The sequence below is a fragment of the Flavobacterium silvaticum genome, assembly GCF_012911565.1.
GTDB lineage: Bacteria > Bacteroidota > Bacteroidia > Flavobacteriales > Flavobacteriaceae > Flavobacterium > Flavobacterium silvaticum.
Genome location: NZ_JAAMPU010000107.1, coordinates 207,458 through 227,433, shown reverse-complemented (window position 1 = coordinate 227,433; position 19,976 = coordinate 207,458). Strand labels below are relative to the sequence as shown.

Annotated in this window: 23 protein-coding genes and 1 tRNA gene; 9 read left to right on the top strand and 15 right to left on the bottom strand. The window is 43.3% G+C overall.

Annotated features, from left to right (window positions below; all coding sequences use genetic code 11):
* Nucleotides 1–29 precede the first annotated feature (29 nt).
* Both G6047_RS12795 and G6047_RS12790 read left to right on the top strand, forming a co-directional pair.
* Nucleotides 30–1,748 (top strand): sodium:solute symporter, encoded by a 1,719-nt coding sequence (locus G6047_RS12795; protein ID WP_169528020.1) that lies wholly within the window; start codon nt 30–32, stop codon nt 1,746–1,748.
* Between the two features lie 17 nt (nt 1,749–1,765).
* Nucleotides 1,766–2,125, top strand: coding sequence for a DoxX family protein (locus tag G6047_RS12790; RefSeq protein ID WP_235946543.1), 360 nt, complete (start codon nt 1,766–1,768; stop codon nt 2,123–2,125).
* A 64-nt stretch (nt 2,126–2,189) separates the two neighbouring features.
* On the opposite strand, the gene G6047_RS12785 is transcribed toward G6047_RS12790, so the two are convergent.
* Nucleotides 2,190–3,032, bottom strand: a complete 843-nt coding sequence (locus G6047_RS12785; protein ID WP_169528018.1) for a DUF2911 domain-containing protein — start codon at nt 3,030–3,032, stop codon at nt 2,190–2,192.
* Between the two features lie 124 nt (nt 3,033–3,156).
* On the opposite strand from G6047_RS12785, the gene G6047_RS12780 reads away from it, so the two are divergent.
* Complete coding sequence (locus tag G6047_RS12780; RefSeq protein WP_169528017.1) at nt 3,157–3,633, top strand: SRPBCC family protein; 477 nt, start codon at nt 3,157–3,159, stop codon at nt 3,631–3,633.
* Nucleotides 3,630–4,919: a cryptochrome/photolyase family protein gene (locus tag G6047_RS12775; RefSeq protein ID WP_169528016.1), complete on the top strand. Its 1,290-nt coding sequence runs from the start codon at nt 3,630–3,632 to the stop codon at nt 4,917–4,919. The genes G6047_RS12780 and G6047_RS12775 overlap by 4 nt, the downstream gene beginning before the upstream one ends.
* Nucleotides 4,920–5,011: 92 nt before the next feature.
* Here the strand turns inward: G6047_RS12775 and G6047_RS12770 are convergent, their stop codons facing one another.
* From G6047_RS12770 to G6047_RS12750, 5 genes are all read right to left on the bottom strand, one after another.
* Nucleotides 5,012–5,680 carry an HAD family hydrolase gene (locus G6047_RS12770; RefSeq protein ID WP_169528015.1) on the bottom strand — a complete coding sequence of 223 codons (669 nt, stop codon included), beginning with the start codon at nt 5,678–5,680 and terminating at the stop codon, nt 5,012–5,014.
* A 27-nt stretch (nt 5,681–5,707) separates the two neighbouring features.
* The gene (locus G6047_RS12765) at nt 5,708–6,235 is read right to left on the bottom strand and encodes a hypothetical protein (RefSeq protein ID WP_169528014.1); all 528 of its coding nucleotides are present in this window, start codon (nt 6,233–6,235) and stop codon (nt 5,708–5,710) included.
* A 93-nt stretch (nt 6,236–6,328) separates the two neighbouring features.
* The gene (locus tag G6047_RS12760) at nt 6,329–7,051 is read right to left on the bottom strand and encodes a tRNA threonylcarbamoyladenosine dehydratase (RefSeq protein ID WP_169528013.1); all 723 of its coding nucleotides are present in this window, start codon (nt 7,049–7,051) and stop codon (nt 6,329–6,331) included.
* 17 nt (nt 7,052–7,068) lie between these two features.
* On the bottom strand, nt 7,069–7,710 hold the full coding sequence (locus G6047_RS12755) for a TatD family hydrolase (RefSeq protein ID WP_169528012.1): 642 nt from the start codon (nt 7,708–7,710) through the stop codon (nt 7,069–7,071).
* Nucleotides 7,710–8,315, bottom strand: coding sequence for a DUF1684 domain-containing protein (locus G6047_RS12750; RefSeq protein ID WP_169528011.1), 606 nt, complete (start codon nt 8,313–8,315; stop codon nt 7,710–7,712). Before G6047_RS12750 ends, G6047_RS12755 begins: the two co-directional genes overlap by 1 nt.
* 93 nt (nt 8,316–8,408) lie before the next feature.
* Here G6047_RS12750 and G6047_RS12745 point away from each other — a divergent pair, with 93 nt between their 5' ends.
* From G6047_RS12745 to G6047_RS12735, 3 genes are all read left to right on the top strand, one after another.
* Nucleotides 8,409–9,632, top strand: a complete 1,224-nt coding sequence (locus G6047_RS12745) for an MDR family MFS transporter (protein ID WP_169528010.1) — start codon at nt 8,409–8,411, stop codon at nt 9,630–9,632.
* Nucleotides 9,633–9,771: 139 nt separating this feature from the next.
* Entirely contained in the window at nt 9,772–10,131 is a 360-nt protein-coding gene (locus tag G6047_RS12740) for a BlaI/MecI/CopY family transcriptional regulator (RefSeq protein ID WP_169528009.1), read from the top strand.
* A gap of 1 nt (nt 10,132) precedes the next feature.
* The gene (locus G6047_RS12735) at nt 10,133–12,076 is read left to right on the top strand and encodes a M56 family metallopeptidase (RefSeq protein WP_169528008.1); all 1,944 of its coding nucleotides are present in this window, start codon (nt 10,133–10,135) and stop codon (nt 12,074–12,076) included.
* A gap of 47 nt (nt 12,077–12,123) precedes the next feature.
* Here G6047_RS12735 and G6047_RS12730 read toward each other — a convergent pair whose 3' ends face one another.
* The gene (locus G6047_RS12730) at nt 12,124–12,684 is read right to left on the bottom strand and encodes a pentapeptide repeat-containing protein (RefSeq protein WP_169528007.1); all 561 of its coding nucleotides are present in this window, start codon (nt 12,682–12,684) and stop codon (nt 12,124–12,126) included.
* A 191-nt stretch (nt 12,685–12,875) separates the two neighbouring features.
* Complete coding sequence (locus G6047_RS12725; protein ID WP_169528006.1) at nt 12,876–14,087, bottom strand: hypothetical protein; 1,212 nt, start codon at nt 14,085–14,087, stop codon at nt 12,876–12,878.
* A 115-nt stretch (nt 14,088–14,202) separates the two neighbouring features.
* Between G6047_RS12725 and G6047_RS12720 the strand changes: the two genes are divergently transcribed.
* Nucleotides 14,203–14,679: a DinB family protein gene (locus G6047_RS12720; protein WP_169528005.1), complete on the top strand. Its 477-nt coding sequence runs from the start codon at nt 14,203–14,205 to the stop codon at nt 14,677–14,679.
* Nucleotides 14,680–14,909: 230 nt separating this feature from the next.
* Here the strand turns inward: G6047_RS12720 and G6047_RS12715 are convergent.
* From G6047_RS12715 to G6047_RS12705, 3 genes are all read right to left on the bottom strand, one after another.
* Nucleotides 14,910–14,983: transfer RNA gene (locus G6047_RS12715), tRNA-Arg, on the bottom strand.
* Nucleotides 14,984–15,055: 72 nt separating this feature from the next.
* Complete coding sequence (locus tag G6047_RS12710) at nt 15,056–15,202, bottom strand: SsrA-binding protein (protein ID WP_169528004.1); 147 nt, start codon at nt 15,200–15,202, stop codon at nt 15,056–15,058.
* 5 nt (nt 15,203–15,207) lie between these two features.
* Complete coding sequence (locus G6047_RS12705; protein ID WP_169528003.1) at nt 15,208–15,609, bottom strand: hypothetical protein; 402 nt, start codon at nt 15,607–15,609, stop codon at nt 15,208–15,210.
* Between the two features lie 185 nt (nt 15,610–15,794).
* On the opposite strand from G6047_RS12705, the gene G6047_RS12700 reads away from it, so the two are divergent.
* The gene (locus G6047_RS12700; protein ID WP_169528002.1) at nt 15,795–16,079 is read left to right on the top strand and encodes a hypothetical protein; all 285 of its coding nucleotides are present in this window, start codon (nt 15,795–15,797) and stop codon (nt 16,077–16,079) included.
* Here the strand turns inward: G6047_RS12700 and G6047_RS12695 are convergent.
* Genes G6047_RS12695 through G6047_RS12680 form a run of 4 tightly spaced genes read right to left on the bottom strand, consistent with a single transcriptional unit; the run spans nt 16,076 to nt 19,899 of the window.
* The gene (locus G6047_RS12695) at nt 16,076–16,564 is read right to left on the bottom strand and encodes a GNAT family N-acetyltransferase (RefSeq protein ID WP_169528001.1); all 489 of its coding nucleotides are present in this window, start codon (nt 16,562–16,564) and stop codon (nt 16,076–16,078) included. The genes G6047_RS12700 and G6047_RS12695 overlap by 4 nt on opposite strands.
* Before the next feature lie 5 nt (nt 16,565–16,569).
* Nucleotides 16,570–16,833, bottom strand: a complete 264-nt coding sequence (locus G6047_RS12690; RefSeq protein WP_169528000.1) for a zinc ribbon domain-containing protein — start codon at nt 16,831–16,833, stop codon at nt 16,570–16,572.
* On the bottom strand, nt 16,833–17,426 hold the full coding sequence (miaE, locus tag G6047_RS12685; RefSeq protein WP_169527999.1) for a tRNA-(ms[2]io[6]A)-hydroxylase: 594 nt from the start codon (nt 17,424–17,426) through the stop codon (nt 16,833–16,835). Before miaE ends, G6047_RS12690 begins: the two co-directional genes overlap by 1 nt.
* 31 nt (nt 17,427–17,457) lie before the next feature.
* Complete coding sequence (locus G6047_RS12680; RefSeq protein WP_169527998.1) at nt 17,458–19,899, bottom strand: TonB-dependent receptor; 2,442 nt, start codon at nt 19,897–19,899, stop codon at nt 17,458–17,460.
* Nucleotides 19,900–19,976: the final 77 nt, after the last annotated feature.

Genomic DNA, 19,976 nt, shown 5'->3' with positions numbered 1-19,976 from the left:
TTCTATTTCCTCATGCAAATTTTCTCCTGATGCAACAAATCGACTGGATCATCTTATCGGTTACGCTGCTGTTCATCGTATTTTACGGAGTCTATAAAACACGCGGCAGCAAGAATGTCGAAGATTATATTCTGGGCAACAACCAGACACCTTGGTGGACGGTCGGATTGTCAGTCATGGCAACCCAGGCCAGCGCGATCACGTTCCTTTCTACCCCGGGCCAGGCGTATGCGGACGGAATGGGCTTTGTGCAATTCTATTTCGGATTGCCGATTGCCATGGTCATCATCAGCCTCACCTTCATCCCTATTTATTCGAGGTTAAAGGTCTTTACCGCTTATGAATATCTTGAAGGCCGGTTCGATTTAAAGACGAGATCATTAGCAGCCGTGGTTTTCCTGATACAGCGTGGGCTCGGAACCGGACTGACCATTTATGCACCTGCGATTATTTTATCCACGTTGCTCGGCTGGAACCTTACGGTTTTGAATATCCTGATTGGGATCATGGTCATCATCTATACGTTTTCCGGCGGAACCAAAGCGGTGAATGTGACCCAGAAACAACAGATGTTCGTTATCATGGCCGGAATGTTCATTACGTTTTTCCTGATTTTACATTACCTGCCGAACGATATGACGTTCACGAACGCTTTGCATATTGCCGGTGCGAACGGAAAAATGAACATCGTCGATTTGTCTTTCGATCCGGAAACCAGGTATACGTTATGGAGCGGAATCACGGGCGGTTTCTTTTTGATGCTCGCCTATTTCGGGACAGACCAGTCTCAGGTGGGCCGCTATCTGTCGGGTAAATCAATCCGGGAAAGCCAGATGGGATTGATCATGAACGGTTTTCTCAAAGTGCCGATGCAGTTCTTTATTTTGTTGACAGGCGTCATGGTATTCGTATTTTTCCAGTTCAATCCGGTGCCGCTTAATTTCAACCCGAACAACCGCGAAATCATCGCACATTCCAAATACAAGGAGGAATATAAAGAGCTGGAAAACAGACTCGACCAATTGTCGGAGGAAAAAAAAGAGTTCAACCTGATCTATATGGATCACTTGAACCAGGGCTATGACAATCCCATATTAAGGCGACAGTTGGTTGCGTTATCCAGCCGCGAGAGCGACCTGCGTGAAGAAGCGCGCGACCTCATATCCAAAGCAGATCCGAAAGCGACTACGAACGATAAGGATTATATCTTTTTGCACTTCATCCTCAATTACCTGCCTCAGGGATTGATCGGGCTGTTATTGGCGGTCATTTTTTCAGCGGCCATGTCGTCTACGGCTTCCGGGCTTACGGCACTTGCCTCTACTACTGCAATCGACATTTATAAGCGTAATGTGACCGAAGGTAAATCTGAAAAACATTTTGTAAACGCGACCAAATTCTTCACGCTGCTTTGGGGGATCATCGCCATTGTTTTTGCGTGTCTGGGAAGTCTTTTTGAAAACCTGATTCAATTGGTAAATATCGTCGGATCGATTTTCTATCCGGTCGTCCTCGGAATCTTCCTCGCCGGATTCTACATCAAATACATCAAGGCCGAGGCTATATTCTGGAGTTCGGTGATCACCCAAATCACCATTTTCTTTATTTATTATTTCTATATTTATAAGGTGGAAATCATAGGGTTCCTTTGGTTGAATTTCATCGGGGCCGTCATGGTCATCGTCCTTGCATTTTTACTCCAGGTCTTTGGATTGAAGGGAAAAAGGCATCACACAATTTCTACGTAGTAATGAAAACAAGCAAAATGATTTTCTGGACAGCAACAATCATCATCTTCCTTATGGAAGGTGTGCTTCCTGCTTTCACTTCCCAAACCGATATTGCCAGGGAAGGCATCCGACATTTAGGCTATCCTGCTTATTTTGGAAACGCTCTCGTGATTTTCAAAGTTATTGGTGCTCTGGTCCTTGTTGTTCCAGCTGCTTCACAACGAATAAAGGAATTCGCCTATGCCGGTTTTGCATACACGCTGACTTTTGCCGCCATCAGCCACACCGTTGTTGATGGCTTTGGGTTTCAGGCTGTGCTTCCACTGATTTTCCTCGGCATTCTGGGGCTTTCGTATTTTCATTACCACAAATTAAAAAAGGTCGTGGCGAATTGAAACACTATCCTATGAATAAAAAAAGCGCCTGGTTGTGGGCGCTTTTCATTTTATACCTAAAGGATTATTTGCTCCACTCGGCAATGCTCTCCTGGTTCATTTTTACGTAATCCTGGTTTTTGGCCGATTGTGCAGCCGCAAGTGAAATTTTAGCGGTTTCGATAGCTCCTTTCTTATCACCCAGTTTTGCCTGGATCAATGATTTCTGGCGTGTCATCCAGAACGGTTTGTCTTTGTTCATGTCGATGGCCTTGGTCACATACTCCAATGCTTTTTTCATGTCGCCGTTTGACTGATAATAATATTGAGCGGCAGAAAAGTAATCGTTGGAAGATGGGCCGGCAAGGACTTTATCGATGCTTGCCATGGCTGTTTTAGCCGTCGGAACTTCGAATTTTACAGGAACGACTGTTTTTTCCCACGAAATTTCAAGCACACCCGAATCATTCGTAATGTTGTTGATGCCGATGGTGAAACTTTCAACGGCGCGGTTCAGCATTTCCGGTTTGGCAGTGGTTTTCAAAGCGACTTTGGAATCTTCCCAGTTTTCCGGCGTTCCCCAATTGTCAGTAGTGGTGTAGAAATAAACGTCCCAGCTATCGACCTTTGGGTTGGTGTATAAAGCATATTTACCTTTTTTAAGGGTTTTTCCGTCAATGACGACATCTTCGCTAAACGAAACTGTAGTGTTGGCATTGGCACCTGTCCGCCACATTTTGTTGAACGGAACGAGGTCTCCGAAAATAGTACGCCCTTTCATGGCCGGACGCGAATAATCCAATTCCACATCGGTCAGGCCGACGACCTGGTTAACTACAGCTTTCGGGCTTGGCTGAGGCGTCTTGATTTGGGATTGGATGGTAAGATTGGCCAGAAGAACGGTCAGTGTAAAAATAATTTTTCTCATGTTGTCATTGATTTTGTTGCCCAAAAGTACGAATTACGCAAGCCTCATTTGTTAAGAAATGCCTAATAACCGTATTTAACCGGCTAATAACCGGCTTTAAAAAAAGGATATCGTACCTTTCCATATGAAATTATATCAACTGCGTGCCATCCAGATTTTTCCCAGGCCTGTAACTGAAATCTGGGATTTTATGTCCAACCCTAAAAATCTTTCCCGAATCACGCCTCCCGATATGCAGTTTACGACTGTTTCCGGTGAAAGCGACCGTACATACGCGGGCCAGATTATAACCTATACCATAAAACCGTTGCTCGGCATTCCGATGGATTGGGTAACCGAGATTACCCATGTCAAAGACAATGAGTATTTTGTGGACGAACAGCGTTTCGGGCCATACTCGTTTTGGCATCACCAGCATTTCCTGAAGGAAGTTGCAGGCGGTACAGAAATGACCGACATTGTCCACTATAAAGTGCCTTTGGGATTTTTGGGAAGGATGGTCCACCCGATTCTCGTCCGTCCAAAACTCGAACACATCTTTGACTATCGGAAAAAAGTGCTTTCCGGATTATTCGGTGAAATCAAAAACGAAACACTATGACGGTTTTTTGGTTCCGGCGCGATTTGAGGACAGGCGACAATCGCGGGCTGTATGAAGCACTTTCGGCCGAAGATAAAGTGCTGCCGATATTTATTTTCGACCCGAATATCCTCGATGAATTGCCAAAAGGCGATGCGCGTGTCACGTTTATCCATAACCGATTGGAAGCTATCCAATACGACCTTCGCGAACATAATCGCTCTTTGGCGACATTCCACGACGATCCTGAAAAGGTGTTCACAAAACTGATCCGTGAGAAAAAAATCAAAAAAGTCATCGCCAACCACGATTATGAGCCCTATGCGATAAAGCGTGATGAATCGATCCGGTCGTTGCTTAGGCAACATGATATAAACTTTGAAACGTTTAAGGATCAGGTTATTTTTGAAAGAGACGAAATCGTAAAGGACAATGGAGAACCATACGTCGTTTTTACGCCTTACTCCAAACGTTGGTTTGAAAAGTTCGACGCAGGTAAAATCGATAGCTATGCATCTCAGGGCAAAATCGGTAATTGTATCACGCATGAGTATCCGTTTTTGTCGCTCAAAGATATCGGCTTCGAAAAGTCAGATACGGATTTTCCAACGCCAGACACGAAGCCACAAACCATAGAATCCTATGAAGATAACCGTAACTTTCCGGCTCTCGATGCCACTTCGCATGTCAGCCTCGATTTGCGTTTCGGGGCAGTAAGTATCCGAAAACTCGTCCATAAAGCGGCCGGCCATAAAAACAAGACGTATCTGAAAGAACTCGTGTGGCGTGAATTCTTTATGCAGATTCTATGGCACTTTCCCAAAACCGTATCCCATGCCTTCAAACCGGAATACGACAATATCAAATGGCGGTATTCGGACAAAGATTTTGAAAAATGGGCATCGGGAAAAACAGGTTATCCTATTGTGGATGCCGGAATGCGCGAATTGAACCAAACCGGCTACATGCACAACCGCGTCCGTATGGTCACCGCAAGTTTTTTATGCAAACACCTGCTGCTCGACTGGAGACGCGGCGAAGCTTATTTTGCCCAAAAGTTACTTGATTACGAACAGTCAAGCAACATCGGGAACTGGCAATGGGCTGCGGGAAGCGGTGTGGACGCGGCTCCGTATTTCCGGATTTTCAATCCATCGGAACAACAGAAAAAATTCGACAAAGATTTCGAGTACATCAAAAAATGGGTTCCCGAATTCGGATCAGACGAATATCCGCAACCAATGGTCGATCACAAAGAAGCGCGTGACCGTTGCCTAAAAGTCTATAAGGAAGGATTGAACCGATAGGAATCAAGACTTCGTTTTCTGTTTACAAAGAAGTCGTTTACAAAAAAATGTAAACAGCATTTTAGGAAACACTAAGTCGTGATAATGGATTTCTATTCCAGTGTATTTCTTATTGTCCGTATTTTTTGATAGTCGAGTTCGGCAAAATCGGCGACAATCACATCTGCCTCTCCAAGTTCCTGTGATTTTGAGTTGACACTGTCGTACCCGATGCAGAATAAACCGGCCTCTTTTGCGGCTTTGATTCCGTTCGTACTGTCTTCGATCACGACACATTCGCTTTTGTCATCGCCGGAAAGTTCCCACGCTTTGATGAATATCGCTGGATTTGGTTTCGATTGGGCAAAATCTTCCCCGCTCAGGATATGGGTAAAATATTGGTGCAGGTTGAATCGCGTGAAAACCCTGTCAATCGTGACGTTCGCTGCAGAAGATGCCAGGATCAGCTGCATTCCGTTTGCATATAAATCTTTTATCAGGCTTTCGACTCCGGGCAACAGATACAAATCTTCTTTGGTATCGAATGCATCGTTGAACAGGTTGCGTTTTACCCGGATCAAATCGTTCGTTTCGGTATCGATGCCAAATGTATCACGCAGTTTCTGGTAGACATTCTTTGTTGAATTTCCTGTAAAGGTGCTGTACATTTCGTCGGGCACGTCGATACCGAGCTGCTTGAAGTGTTCGTAATACGCATATTTATGGACAGGTTCGGTATCGACGATGACACCGTCCATGTCAAAGATTACGGTTTTGATCATGAGGTAAAAGCTGACGGTTTCAAAACATCAGTTCGTTTGGATGACACAATTGAATAATTTCGATGTCCGTATCTCTTTTGAGATGGAAAAGTCTATCGGATTGATTTGTGCGGTCATTCGGATATCCGTAATGTCCGATTTTATGAGCCTTACAAAATCCGATGCCGCTACTTTAAAATCGTAAGATATGATTGCCGTAAAGGCACTTCCTCTCTGGCTTGGCATATCCTGTATACACGGCGCATCGATGGTAGATCCGTCATCCAGTAACAGGATCAATTTATTGGAAGTGTTCGCAACAGACAGGCCGCTTGCAAAAAAATAGTCGAGATGTATGAGATAATTTTGGTTTTCAACCTTGATTTGCAATTCGACCTTGTCAATCGAATAGGCATTTTTGAGCTTGATCCGCTCTGCCGTTACTTTTACAGGCTGTGTGTAAACCGTTTTGCTCTTGGTGAATTTATCCGTTTCATTTTTGGCAAGCTTGCAATCCTGGGCTTGTGCCAGATTGAAAGCAAGAAACAGAAATAAAATTATTTTGCCTATTTTCATGCGCATTGTTTTGATTTATAAGTATCCTGTTTTCCCGGAATTGATTGATAGGACTGTATTTTGATTTAGTTGCTTCACTATCCGGCTTTTCGATTAAATCTGGTCTCCAACCAAATGGCGGATGGCCGTTTCAGCCGCGTATAACCCGAATAATCCCGGCATATAGCTGCAGGTTCCGTAGAATGACTTCTTGAAATTGCTGCCATCGGTTCGGATCAGGCTGTCTTCGCGTTGTATTTCCGATGAAAAAACCACCTTGACTCCTTTATCGATCTTGACTTCCTTGAGCCTTTTCTTGATAGTTTTGGCAAGGAAACAATTCTCGGTTTTACTGATATCGGAAACCTTCACTTTGGATGCGATCACTTTACCGCCTGCGCCCATGCTGCTTACGATCTTGACTTTCTTTCGCTTGGCCGAAATGATCAGGTTGAGTTTTGGGGTGACACTGTCGATGCAGTCGAGTACGTAATCGAATTCATCGGTCACGATTTCAAACGCGCGTTCCGGAGACAGGAATTCCTTGAGCCTTGTGAGTTTCAGTTCCGGATTGATATCCATGAGCCTGTCGCCGACCACATCTACTTTTGGTTGCCCGACCGTGGAATGCAACGCAGGCAATTGACGGTTGATGTTGGTAATATCGACCACATCGCCATCAACGATAGTCATGCTTCCAACGCCGGCACGCGCGAGGAATTCAGCCGCAAACGATCCGACTCCGCCAAGACCGACGACTAGAACGTTACTGTCATTGAGTTTTTTGATGCCTTCTGCCTTGAATAGAATCTCGGCCCTTTCTTTCCACTTCGCCATGAATCAAATCTTTATTGTTAGCTAAATACGGTATTGAAATTCATTTCAATCTGGGCCGCAATTTCGGCTTTATCCAAACCTTTTGCAATAGCCGCTTTTTCATAAACGGAAGCTATCCCATAATCTGAAGAGTCGGTTTCCAGGAAATAGCTGTTATCCGGAACAGCTATTAAAACTGAGGCTAATTCCGGATTCTGCATCAGCCATTTTCCAAAAGATACGTAAAAGCCAGCAGCTACCAACGTTTTTGCAACCTGGATATTTTTGGAAAACCCATGGATGATGATTGGGACCGTTATTTTGTTTTGTCTGCAGATTTCTATGACTTCCTGATAGGCTGCGACACAATGCACGATGACCGGTTTTGAGAAACTTTGAGCCAGTTCCAGTTGACTTATGAAAACGTCCGTCTGTACATCCATAGGAGTTTCAATCCGTTTGTCCAGGCCGCATTCGCCTATGGCAAGGCACGATGGATCTTTAAGTTGAGATTCGATAAAGTCCAGTTGTTGCCCGATTTTATCGGTTTCGATGCGCCACGGATGTATGCCAATCGAAAACCTTTTGGTCTTTGAAAACTCATCCGGATATTGGTTGACGATTTCAATGACGGAAGCATTTCCCGAAACCTTGTGTGTATGAAGGTTTATCAATTGCATCAATCGTGGAATTTCTTTACGCCTGCGCGGATGGCGACTTCGAGGATATTTTCAGATGGAACTATCGGACATGAATACTTGTGGTTATAGGCGCAATACGGGTTGTAGGCTTCGTTGAAATCAATCACCATCGTATTGCCCGAAGGAATTTTCAAATCAATGTATCGGCCGCCGGCATAGGTTTCTTCCCCATTCGTATCATCGCGGAAAGGCAAAAACAAATGATCTTTGTATTCCTCTTTTTTGGAGAGTTCGATGTTGCGATATACGTTGAGTTTGCAGGTTTTTCCATCGATACTGAATTCAACTTCACCGTATTTGACGTACATAGGCCGACGCTTGGTGCTTGTTTTCATCTCGAAAGGCGACTCGCTCTCGGTGCGTTTGAACTTTGCGATAATATAATAATCGCCTGAAACCGGAAAGAAATCAAGACCGTGAAAAGTTTTAAGGTCTTTTTCCTCTAACGGACTTTCGGCCGGATTGGCATACTCCGAGTCGAGTTTGTCCTGTGCCGCCTTTGATTTTGCAGCATCGAACGCCTGTGATTGGACAACGGAAGTCAACAACAAAAAAATTACAACGACTACTTTTACTGGTTTCATTGGGCAAAAATAACAATCCGTTCCAAGATTTCCCATATTGTTGATAACCGCTCGCCCGCTCCTTTGTATTTTTGTATGTAATCAATCAAAATAATGATCAAGCTTGCGGCCCAACGCTACATAAACAATTTCAGAGGTTTTCGACGCGAAGTGTGGATTCTTGCCATCATTACTTTTATCAACCGGGCAGGTACCATGGTAATTCCGTTCCTGTCCAAATACCTTAAAGAAGACCTGGGATTCAGCTATGGTCAGGTAGGCTGGGTCATGGTTTGTTTTGGATCGGGCTCTATGCTGGGTTCGTGGCTTGGAGGTAAACTTTCAGATAAGATTGGGTTTTACAAAATAATGGTTTTCAGTTTATTCAGTACCGGTATTTTGTTTTTCTCAGTCCAGTTCGTGACCTCGTTCTATGGGCTATGTGCCGCATTCTTCGGGATTATGGTTGTAGCAGATATGTTTCGGCCTGCCATGTTCGTATCGCTGAGTGTCTATGCGAAACCGGAAAACCGGACACGGGCGTTGAGCCTTGTCCGATTGGCTGTAAATCTGGGTTTTGCTGCTGGTCCGGCTTTGGGCGGATTGATTATCATGAATATTGGCTACAGCGGTTTGTTTTGGGCTGATGCTGCTTCGTGTATCCTTTCAATCGGGATTTTCGCCTTGCTCGTCAAAGAGAAAAAGAAAACACCCGAAGAACATCTCGAGTTGGCAGATGAACCAAAGAAATCGGTTATGAAAGACCATATTTTCTGGCTGTTCCTTTTTGTGAGTTTTGGTACGGCGATGACTTTTTTCCAGTTGTTCAGTACGCTCCCGCTCTATCACCACGAAAAATACGGATTGACCGAACTACAGACAGGATTGTTGATGACGCTCAACGGTTTTCTTGTTTTCCTGCTCGAAATGCCGATTGTCGGTTTCTTTGAACGCATCCATTTCCCGAAGCTCCGGATTGTATTGTTCGGTGCGATTTGTATGTCTTTGGGTTTCTTTGTGCTGCTTCCTGAATTCAGCTCCAATTTATTGGTACTGAACATTTTGTTTTTGACGTTCGGGGAAATATTCGCGTTTCCGTTTTCAAACGCCTTTGTGCTTTCACGGGCGCCTAAAAGCCAGGTCGGGAATTATATGGGGCTTTATACTATGAGTTTCAGCCTGGCACATATTCTAAGTGCCAAAACCGGATTGGCGATCGTTTCCGTCAAAAGCCTGGGCTACTTTTGGAACTGGGTGTTCATGGGAACATTCGGGTTGGTCATCGCTGGACTGACTGTATATATAATGATACTCTACAAACGAGAACAACTTTCCTGATTCAGGAATAATCCTTAAAAAATAGTTAAACAACTAAAATTGTAGTTGCGTAACTAAAAATATAGTTGTAGGTTTGGCTGAGTTACGGATAAGCTTCGGCCCAAATAAATAATTAAGAATACCTAATAAAGAATATTCCATGGTTAAGTTGACAAACAAAGAAGAAGAAGTAATGCATATCCTTTGGCGTCTCGAAAAGGCGTTCGTCAAAGAAGTAATGGCTGAAATTACCGATGAACAGCCGCATTACAACACAATTTCTACAATGATCCGCAACCTGGAAGAAAAAGGATATGTAGGCCACAGTGCTTTTGGGAACACACACCAGTACTTTCCGGTCATAAAAAAAGAAGACTATAGAAAAGGTTTCATGAACAATGCCATCGAGAATTATTTTGGCAGTTCATATAAGAATATGGTATCGTTCTTTGCGAAAGAAGAAAAGATATCGGCAGATGAATTGCGCGAGATACTCAACATGATCGAAAAACAGAAATAGTATGGAAGCCGTAACATTATACTGTTTAAAATCAGGGGCGCTGCTGGTGGCGTTTTTCCTGGCTTATTATGTGTTCCTGAGAAAAGAGACGTTCTTTTTGGCCAACCGATGGTATTTGCTTGCGGGTTTGTTGACCGCGGCGGTGTTGCCATTCGTCCAGTTTAAAAAAATCGTCTATGTCGAGCCGCAAAATATCCCGGTCAATTTTCCGGTAGATACCTTTTCAGATACGGCTTCCGCCCTGCCCGTTTCGGCCATTTCCACAATGAACCCGGTTGCTGTCGAAGCTGAACCTTTCAACTGGATGTTGTTGCTCACCGTTATCTATTGCCTTATTGCCGCTTTCCTGCTGATGAAACTCGGGGTTGAGTTTTTCCAGCTTAAAAGGTTGCTCAAAGGAAAATCAGCAGATTCGAACAAAGGACTCAAATTTTACGATGTACCGGAAGACATTACGCCTTTCTCTTATTTTGGAAATATCGTATTCAATTCAAGCCTCTATACACAGGAAGAGCTCGATAATATATTGAGGCACGAACGCGTCCACAGTTCTCAATGGCATTCGGTGGATGTGTTGTTATCACGTGTTTTCTGCATCTTTTTCTGGTGGAATCCAATTTCGTGGTTCTATCACAAAGCCATCCTGCAGAACCTTGAATTCATAGCAGACAGTGAGGCGATCCGCGAAATAGGCGACAAAAGATCGTATCAGTATACTTTATTAAAAATCACGACACCTGTGAATGGGCTGTCGAAGACGACAATCAGCAATCATTTTTTTCAATCATTAATCAAAAAACGAATCGTTATGTTAAACAAGAATCAATCGAGCAAGTGGAATTCCTGGAAGTATCTGTTGATATTGCCGGTGTTGGCAGCTTTCCTTTTGAGTTTTCAGGTCCGAACCATCAGCTTGGAGAAACCGCTCAAAGCTATTGTTGGAAAAGCTTTTTCAATGGATGAGATCGACATCCGCATCACTAAAAATACATCTGATGAAGAACTCAAGGAATTCACCACGGAAGCCAAAAGAAACGACATCAAGCTTAAAATCAATAAAGTAAAACGAAATGCGAAAGGTGAGATAATCGCCATAAAAGTAGAATTCAAGGATAAATACGGAAAGACCGGAACCACCCAGGTTGAAAGCGACCAGCCCATACAACCAATTCGTTTCTTCCGCGATTCTAATGGTCTTGCCGGTTTTGGAAAACCTAGCGATTCCCGTTTCGTTTATTTTAAAGACGACAATTCAGATAACGAAGGTGACAATGCCGATAACGAAGGTGATAACGGAGATGAAAGCTTTACATATGGCCTTGCCGTAGAAGTCCCTGAACCACCGGAAGCACCGGAAGCACCGGAAATTGGTGAAGCACCGGAAGCTCCTGAGCCGCCGGAATTCAGTTGGTCGAAATCCGGTTCGGACAACAAGACTATCGTTATCACGACAAAAGATGGAAAGACACGCACAATCAGTGGAGACGATGCTATGAATTTCAGTTCAAACTACATCATTGCCCAAATCAATCCGGACGACATCGCTTCCGTTTCAATCACATCGGACAACGACAACATCCGGATTAATGGAGATGCTTTGGTTACCAACATATCCAAAATCACATCCAAAGAAATAAAAAAAGCGATGAAGCTGGCAAAAGATGAAGTCAAACGTGCCGAGCCAGAAATACGTCGTGCCATGCAGGAAAGCCGCATCCAAATAGAAAAAGCGACGCGGGATTTTAATAAAGATGTGCAGCGTGACAAGGAAATGAATAAAAACCAGAGTAGGAAAGCGCGTGAAGAATCACGCGAACAAATGGAAAGGGCCATGCAGGAAGCGCGTCATCAAATGGAAGAAGCCAAGGAGGAAATGAAAAAAGCAAAAGCCGAAATGGATAAAGCCCGAGCCGAACTTGAAGCCGAACGCGCTAAAAAGAAATAGATTTTGAGTTAGTTGCCTTTGAGAACCCGCCCTAATCAAGCGGGTTTCTATTTTATCACCAAATCATATTTAGCCAGCAAACCGCGCAAACCGCTTTCTGAAAAAATGGCGCGTTTGAGTCTATTGCGTTCCGGATCTATGGTGAAATTCCGGCTCGACAGGAAATCGGTTTTGTTGGCGATCGTATCGATGAAAACCGCTTTATGAAGATCGCAGTTGTCAAAGATCACATCGGTCAGATCGGCCGCCATAAAATCGGTGGCGACAAAACTGCAATCGGTGAATACGGTTTTCGGAAGCTTGAGCGTGTAGAATTTGGCCCGATCCAAATTGCATCCCGTCATCGAAATGATGAACAGCAGTTTATCGACCATCGCAAAATTCACATCGGAAAAATCACAGTTGAAAAACGACACGTCGCGAAAAGCCACATAATTGATCTTCGCACCGGCAAAATTGCAATCGATGAAGCGGCAATCTATAAAGGCCGTTCCCGTATAATCGCATCGGCTCAAATCACAGCCCGCGAATTCACAGCCTTCAAAATCAGTATACATGATTTCATCTCGCCCTATCTGCGTGAATCTTTTATCGTGGATATATTCCATGGATTTGTTTTTATGGCGCGTCGGCGGCAATACCTTTTGGCCAGACTGAAACAGTTTTGTGCCGCCGTCATGCTGCCCGCTTGTAGCTTTTGGCAAAACTAACGCTTTTTTAATTGTTGGAGTGGCTTCTGTTAGTCGCCTCTTCAACTGCTAAAAAGCAGGTCGTTTTTCCAAAAGGCTAACCGCTCGCATCATTCGCGCAACCTTGTAAATTGGGCCTTTAATAGATCACTGTAAGCCATCTGCAAGATGACAATCGGATAAAAAACTATCGAGAAACGGTCGCCCTGATTGCCGGAAATTCCAGAAACGACTAAAATATACCCGAATATAAAAGTCAGCAACAAATTAAAAATACTTGTTTTACGGAATCGGGATACATCTATAACCGAAATAAAAACACCAATAAACGTCAACAAAACATTCTGGATCCTTGAAATCCGGAACAATATTTTTTGAATGGACTCATTTCCGGAATGTGCCGTATCTATGATCCGGCTTCCTCCAAAAGCGTTTGCATAGAGGTTATACAAATACGCTTTAACCAGGTTTGGGAAATTGTGCCGTATCTGATTTGTAAAGTCTTTTGCAGCTGCTTTTTTTTGTTGGGAGTTATTTAGCTTTACGAATGCCTCGTATCGTTTGCCTTTGCATTGCCTGTAATGTGTTCCATTTTTAAAACACTCGGCTTTATCTCCAAGGTAATTGTAATAGGTGAACGAATCAATGTAACTTATTGTGAAATCGCCTTGGTTTTTACGCAGTGAATCCATCTGGAAAAAAATAAGTATAAGTGCTACAACTGAAATTGCCGAGTATTTATTTAAGACAATTTTCAATACCTGCCTGAAGAAAAAAACTGTGAAAATTAAAACCAGTCCAAGCGCCAGCGGTTTTACGAGAATCGAGAGCAACAATACTCCAAATGAAGCCGACAGGAAATTATGGTTTTGTGTTATGATGAATTTCCGAACCAGATAAATACAGAAAACCAGCATAAAGATGAACACCGATTCCGACAGGAATTTAAAGCAAATTGCCAGATAACCGACACAAAAAAGTAATGCGAATCCCAATAAAATTGAGGCTTTCGCTTTTGCTTTTCCCAATGTTAACTTATAAACCAGAAGGATTGACAAAACCCAAAGCATCAAATTTAAAACAACAACCCAAGTGTTTACCAGAACCAAAGAAGTAATCCCAAACAAGAGCGGAAATCCATGTATCAACGCAATAAGTAGCGGTCGGGTTTCACTTGGGGAAAAACTGGAATAAATGTTTTTGGCTGCTGCCCAGTATGTTACTTCATCTCCCTGAAGCGCTACATTTCCGGGTAAGTTAAGGATAAGCGCAAAAACAACACACCACACAATCGCTACAACAGGAACTAGGAATGCCCTCATACCGAAAAATTGTTCCTGGCGATAAAATTATCCATACTTTTCAATGTCTTTAACGAAGATACTATTTCCGGACAGCATTATCTGAAGTAAACCGAATCATTCGCAAAATCAAAAAATGGAACGCAATATTTTTATTTCAAACCGAATCAGGGAAGTGCTGTTGGACGGAACCTGGATTGCCAATACGAATTTCAAGGACCAGATTACGCATGTTACCTGGAAAGAAGCAATTCAAAAAGTCGGAAATCTCAATACGATTGCGGCTTTGACTTTCCACATCAATTATTACCTCGATGGCCTGATTCGCGCATTCGATACGGGAAAACTCGATATAAGTGACCCATTTAGTTTCGATGTCCCTGAAATTGGTTCAGATGCGGAATGGAAAAACCTTACCGATTCTTTCCTCACAAATGCAACTGAATTCGCCATACGTGTAGAACAGATGCCCGATGAAAAATTCGATGAGCCTTTTATTGACCCTAAATACGGAAATTACCTGCGCAACATAGAAGGCATTATCGAACACAGTTATTATCATTTGGGTCAGGTGGTGTTGATCCGGAAGATGATAGTGGAAAAAAGATTTTGAAGACTTGTTGTTTCGTCAAGGAAGAAAAACAAACTTGAAGGGTTGATTTTGTTTGTAACTCGTCAAGATTGCTTCGCGAGCTTGACTTTCACTCAGTCAAAGAGTAAAACCCAACTTGCCTGTGGCAAGCTGACATTTTTCATTTGATTAAAATTGCCTGAAAGCAAAGCTTTCGCAATTTTAATCAAATGAAAAAACCCAGCCTTTAGGCTGGGTTTTACTCTCATTCGTGACCTCGTCAAGATTCAAACTTGAAACCTTCAGAGCCGTAATCTGATGCTCTATTCAGTTGAGCTACGAGGCCTATTGCGGGTGCAAATATAAGAATTGATTTAAACCAAACAACCATTCTTAAATAAAAAAAGCCATATAAATATCACTTTTCAGATAAGGCTCTGGTTGTCACATAATAGCGCCAGGCCAATAATGCTTTTTGGAATCCGGATGCTTTGGAAATATCCGTATGTTTTTTGGTAAGGCTCGGTAAAAGCCATTTGTTCAGTCTGGCGAGAAATTGAAACATCGTACTTATCCGTGTTTAATGAGGAACTGGTTCCACTCTACTTCAAAATCGATAACATCAGAACCTTCCTTTGAAATCATTTGCCTGATACCGTTGCTGTGAGAACGCTGTTCAAAATTATGAACGAACAAATTAAGGATTTCCTGTTTGTCATCCAAACCCGTTTTTGCCCAAATCCTTGATTTCCGGATACTAAGTCTTACGATAAAAACCGCTTTGCCTTTATCTACAACGCCTGGTTGTTCATTTGAATCCAGTTGGCAGGCATAGATAAGTTCTGCATTGGTCGTTTTCAATACATCTAAAACAGAATTCAAGGCGACATCCCTGAAATCTGAATGATCCGTATACGTATGGTCTGGAAAGTTTGCTGTAAGCCTGATGAGTAAACCTTGGGGAGCTTCCATTGCAATTTTTATTTACTCTTACCCGAGTGTTATAGATACAAAGTGACTAAAAACAGCCATCAATGTCCTTACAGTATTCATTTCAATGGTTGCAGGATTTGATTTATTGCAGGTTTCGTCATAATAAAATGCAAATACATTTCAATTTTTAGCCATCCGTTTTTAACTTTAAGAAAACATCAGTCATGAAATGGATATACAGCTTACTGATATTTGCTTTCTGTTTGTCCGGAGTACAGGCACAGAAAGCGGCATCTGCAAAGAAAACATCACAAAAAACGGGACAGGAAAAATTGGTCAAGCCTGAAAAATCCAAAACCGAAGTCGACACGGCAGGCACAAATGAAAATGTTCAGGGAAGCGGAATGACGACTGCCAAAGATATTCCCGCCGATAAACTCGACCGAAACCAAAGTCTTAAAGACAATCCTGATAACCGGACAGAACCGGTGGCGCCAGCCCAGAATTAAATGTCACGGCTCATCACAAAATCTTCCATAAGCCAGCCGTTTCCTATCGGAATGTCGATTTCTGAGATTATGGAAAAACCTAGTCGCTCATAAAAAGTTTTGGCTTTATTGAATCTGTTGACATTCAGTGTCAGTCTGGTACAGCCTGCAACCGAACTTCTTTTGGAAACTTCTCCAAGCAATAATTTTCCAAGATTTTTACCCTGAGTTGCCGGAAGGACATATAGTTTATTCAAATGTGCCGAAAAATCATCTTTGATCGTAAAAGCGGCAAATCCAACTGCCGAATCCATTTCATCAAAAGCCAGTAAAAACTGCTGGCCGTTTTGCATATTGGCAAGTATGGCATCTGCCGAACAGAATCTGTCAAGCATGTATTCCAATTGATCGGCGGATAAGATTTCCCCATAGGTATCAGGCCACGTAGCCAAAGCGATTTGACTGATTACGGCCGCATCCGCTTCAGAAGCATTTCTGATTTGCATTCCGTTTAGTTTTTCCAACGCCGTAAGTTCGGAACTCCTTTGGCGAAGAATTTAGCCAGGAATCCCGGGATCTTCATTTCTTTCATTTTGCCAATCACGATTTGTTGCATTTCATCCGCCGTGACATCAGGTCGCGTGAACGATCCGTTTTCAAAACAATGGCTGCAATATGTGGTGCTGATCGATCCGTCTGCATTGGTTCCGCCACCGTTGGGCGATTTCCTGAGCGGCATTCCGCAACTCTGGCAATTCTTATAGACTTTTTCCATTATCCGTGTATGGTTTCAGATGTACCGTATTTGGAGATGACGCCGGCTTCAAAATCGAGCCATTCGCGCCAGCGTTTTTCCACGTCGATCGCACTTGCGTATTTCCGGGCGTAAGCGATAAACGTGGTATAATGACCAGCCTCGCTTTCCATGAGTTCACGATAGAATTCAGACAATTCAGAATCTTTGATATTTTGTGATAATACCTTGAAACGTTCGCAACTGCGGGCTTCGATCATGGCAGAGAACAACATACGCTCTACAAAACCGGATTCACGCGTCCCATCCGAGCTTGACTTCATATATGCCATCAATTCACCGACGTAATGATCTTTGCGCTCGCGCCCAAGTTTAAGGCCGCGTTTTTTGATCTGGTCGCAAACCCGTTCAAAATGCTCGAGTTCTTCTTTGGCCAACGCAATCATATCGGTCACCAAGTCTTCATATTCCGAATTTAAGGTTACGATTGTAATGGCGTTCGTAGCAGCTTTTTGCTCGCACCACGCATGATCGGTAAGGATTTCCTCTATGTTTGATTCTACGATATTGACCCAGCGTGGGTCTGTTTTCAATTGCAGCCGGAATGTGGACATAACAAGATTTTGAAGGCCTAATTTACAACAATTAGCCTTTTACCCTACTCTTTTCGCTATCGGCTCCGCTGGCATCGTATGAATTTTTTTGCTGGAACGCTTTTCCAAAACTATAGTTGAACGTCAGCGACACCGAACGTGAATCCGGTTTGTTTACCCACGTCGCGTCGGTCAGCTTCAGGTTGTTGATCGTTCCGGTGTAGATGTTCGTGTAGAAAACATCGTTCAGGTTCAGTTTGACATTGCCTTTTCCTTTGAGGACTTTTTTCTGCACACCGAGGCTCATGCCGCCACGTGAACCGAGTACGAATTGGGTAGACACCACATCGGTCACATAATAGCCACTGACTTCCGCACTCCAGTCATTCTTGAATTTAAGGCTGTTGTTGACGTTTATGGTCCAGAACGTACCGGCGGAATTCAGCGGTTCATCATATAGGATACTTTCAAATTCCATTCGCGTCACTTCTGAATACACATTCGTCGTCAGCCAGTCAGCAAACGGGATTTCAGAATTCGCATTTACACTGTAGAATCGACTCTTGCCGATATTTCCGGGCCGGCTGTAATAGATTCCGTCGCGAATTTCAATGGTTTCGTTGATGTCATCCTTGGTGAATCCGTAACTCGTGGTTACAGATAAATAGTTTTTATACCGATAAGACAATTCGAGGTTGTTGGCAAAAGACGGGTTCAGATACGGGTTTCCGGTATAAAAAGTAAACTTGTCCAACGGACTGATAAACGGGTTCAGGTCTTCGTAATACGGACGATTGATACGCTTTCCGTAATTCATCACAACCGAATTATCGCCAATCGAATCGAGCTTCCACATCACATAAGCCGTCGGGAACAAGTTGGTATAATTGCGTGAGAATTTTGACGGCGCCTGTTCCGGATTCCCAAGCTGGTTGCCTTTAGATACTGTGTTTTCAAGCCGTAGCCCGAGCTGGAAACTGAACCGTTTGTAGTTCGCGCTTCCATTCACATAAGCCGCGTTGATGGTTTCGTCGTATTTGAAATGGTTGCTCTGGTTGTAATTCGGAACCGATGCGCCATCGATCAGGTCGCGATAATCGGCTATGTTATCTGTTTTGGAGGAACTGATTTTGTAACCGGCCTCAAAGGTAATATCGTTTTTGAACTGCTTCGAGTAATCGGTCTTGAACGAAAAAATATCGATGTCCGATGGCAAATACCCGTTCGACTGATCCTGGTTGTTCAGCGTGCCGTCCGGTTCGTATATGAAATTCCTGAAAATCTGGTCCGTCGTATTTTTATAGGACAGATAATCGCCATCTGCGGTAAGCTTACTTGTGCTGCTGAATTCATGTCGGACATTAAGATTGACCCCGAGATTTTTAAATTGATTTGCAGTTCCATTGTTCGCGACTACAGTGGAATCAAGTTGGTTGGCCGCATTCTTTATGATGCTGTTGACATCCGAGTTCCCGTCGGATGATCTCAAAATACCGGTAAGCCTGGCTCCGATAGTCGTTTTTTCAGACATATAATAATCGATTCCGGAATTCAGGTTGCCGGATCTTGAGGTATTGGTCATGATGCTGTTTTGGTCAAAATAGCCTTTAACCGAATTGTCCTCGTTGCGAAAACGCCTGTAGATAGTCAGGTCGTTTATGTTATCGGAATAGCTGTAACCGATGTTTCCAAAGATGCGGATCTTGTCATTAAGATAGTTCAGGCTCAGGTTTTGCCGTGTCCGCGTGCGTTTTCCCTGTGTAAATGCCGACGTGAAACTTCCATTGAAACCACGAGCATTGGATTTTTTAGTGACGATGTTGATCAATCCGCCGCCACCAGCCGCATCATATTTAGCCGGCGGATTCGTCATGAGTTCGATTTGGTTGAGCGTGCTTGCTGGCAATGATTTTAAATAAGATTCGAGTTCGGCCCCGGACATATAAGTGGGCTTTCCATCGATGAAAACAGAAACCCCTGATTTTCCTTTGAATGTAATCGTCCCGTTCTGATCGACCATGATTCCCGGAGATTTCTGCAATACTTCAAGTGCATCGCCCGCAGCCGCTGAAATCATGGCATCTACGTTCACGACTACTTTGTCGATTTTGTTTTCTACAATAGGTTTTTTGCGTTGTATCGTGACCTCATTCAGTTGATTGGTGGCTGCTTTGGAAAGCTTGATCGATGGGATTTTTAAGATTGGATTTTCTACAGATACAACTATAGCTTCCGTTTGATACGGTTCAAAAGCCAGATCTTCCACTACGATCAGATAGCTTCCATATTCGATATTTGAAAAAGTAAAGTTTCCGGAAGTATCGGAAAGTTGTGTTTTTACGAGTTCGTTCGTTCCGGAAGACAGTAGTGAAATGGCTACTTCGGAAGGATTCGCTCCTTGAGGGAATTGGAATGATCCGGAAATTTCAGTTTGATTTTGGGCAATGCCGGACAGGTTCCAAAAAAGGAACACCAGCGCGATTAGTTTTTTCATTGATTAGATTGATGATGGGTTGATTGATGATTGTAACCTTTGTATGCTGATGAGACATTTAGTTACAAAAAAGCCCA

Bases quoted from the DNA above. Each gene is read 5' to 3' on its own strand.
- G6047_RS12795 (WP_169528020.1), top strand. From the start codon at position 30: ATGCAACAAATCGACTGGATCATCTTATCGGTTACGCTGCTGTTCATC.
- G6047_RS12790 (WP_235946543.1), top strand. From the start codon at position 1,766: ATGATTTTCTGGACAGCAACAATCATCATCTTCCTTATGGAAGGTGTG.
- G6047_RS12785 (WP_169528018.1), bottom strand. From the start codon at position 3,032: ATGAGAAAAATTATTTTTACACTGACCGTTCTTCTGGCCAATCTTACC.
- G6047_RS12780 (WP_169528017.1), top strand. From the start codon at position 3,157: ATGAAATTATATCAACTGCGTGCCATCCAGATTTTTCCCAGGCCTGTA.
- G6047_RS12775 (WP_169528016.1), top strand. From the start codon at position 3,630: ATGACGGTTTTTTGGTTCCGGCGCGATTTGAGGACAGGCGACAATCGC.
- G6047_RS12770 (WP_169528015.1), bottom strand. From the start codon at position 5,680: ATGATCAAAACCGTAATCTTTGACATGGACGGTGTCATCGTCGATACC.
- G6047_RS12765 (WP_169528014.1), bottom strand. From the start codon at position 6,235: ATGAAAATAGGCAAAATAATTTTATTTCTGTTTCTTGCTTTCAATCTG.
- G6047_RS12760 (WP_169528013.1), bottom strand. From the start codon at position 7,051: ATGGCGAAGTGGAAAGAAAGGGCCGAGATTCTATTCAAGGCAGAAGGC.
- G6047_RS12755 (WP_169528012.1), bottom strand. From the start codon at position 7,710: ATGCAATTGATAAACCTTCATACACACAAGGTTTCGGGAAATGCTTCC.
- G6047_RS12750 (WP_169528011.1), bottom strand. From the start codon at position 8,315: ATGAAACCAGTAAAAGTAGTCGTTGTAATTTTTTTGTTGTTGACTTCC.
- G6047_RS12745 (WP_169528010.1), top strand. From the start codon at position 8,409: ATGATCAAGCTTGCGGCCCAACGCTACATAAACAATTTCAGAGGTTTT.
- G6047_RS12740 (WP_169528009.1), top strand. From the start codon at position 9,772: ATGGTTAAGTTGACAAACAAAGAAGAAGAAGTAATGCATATCCTTTGG.
- G6047_RS12735 (WP_169528008.1), top strand. From the start codon at position 10,133: ATGGAAGCCGTAACATTATACTGTTTAAAATCAGGGGCGCTGCTGGTG.
- G6047_RS12730 (WP_169528007.1), bottom strand. From the start codon at position 12,684: ATGGAATATATCCACGATAAAAGATTCACGCAGATAGGGCGAGATGAA.
- G6047_RS12725 (WP_169528006.1), bottom strand. From the start codon at position 14,087: ATGAGGGCATTCCTAGTTCCTGTTGTAGCGATTGTGTGGTGTGTTGTT.
- G6047_RS12720 (WP_169528005.1), top strand. From the start codon at position 14,203: ATGGAACGCAATATTTTTATTTCAAACCGAATCAGGGAAGTGCTGTTG.
- G6047_RS12710 (WP_169528004.1), bottom strand. From the start codon at position 15,202: ATGTTTCAATTTCTCGCCAGACTGAACAAATGGCTTTTACCGAGCCTT.
- G6047_RS12705 (WP_169528003.1), bottom strand. From the start codon at position 15,609: ATGGAAGCTCCCCAAGGTTTACTCATCAGGCTTACAGCAAACTTTCCA.
- G6047_RS12700 (WP_169528002.1), top strand. From the start codon at position 15,795: ATGAAATGGATATACAGCTTACTGATATTTGCTTTCTGTTTGTCCGGA.
- G6047_RS12695 (WP_169528001.1), bottom strand. From the start codon at position 16,564: ATGCAAATCAGAAATGCTTCTGAAGCGGATGCGGCCGTAATCAGTCAA.
- G6047_RS12690 (WP_169528000.1), bottom strand. From the start codon at position 16,833: ATGGAAAAAGTCTATAAGAATTGCCAGAGTTGCGGAATGCCGCTCAGG.
- miaE (WP_169527999.1), bottom strand. From the start codon at position 17,426: ATGTCCACATTCCGGCTGCAATTGAAAACAGACCCACGCTGGGTCAAT.
- G6047_RS12680 (WP_169527998.1), bottom strand. From the start codon at position 19,899: ATGAAAAAACTAATCGCGCTGGTGTTCCTTTTTTGGAACCTGTCCGGC.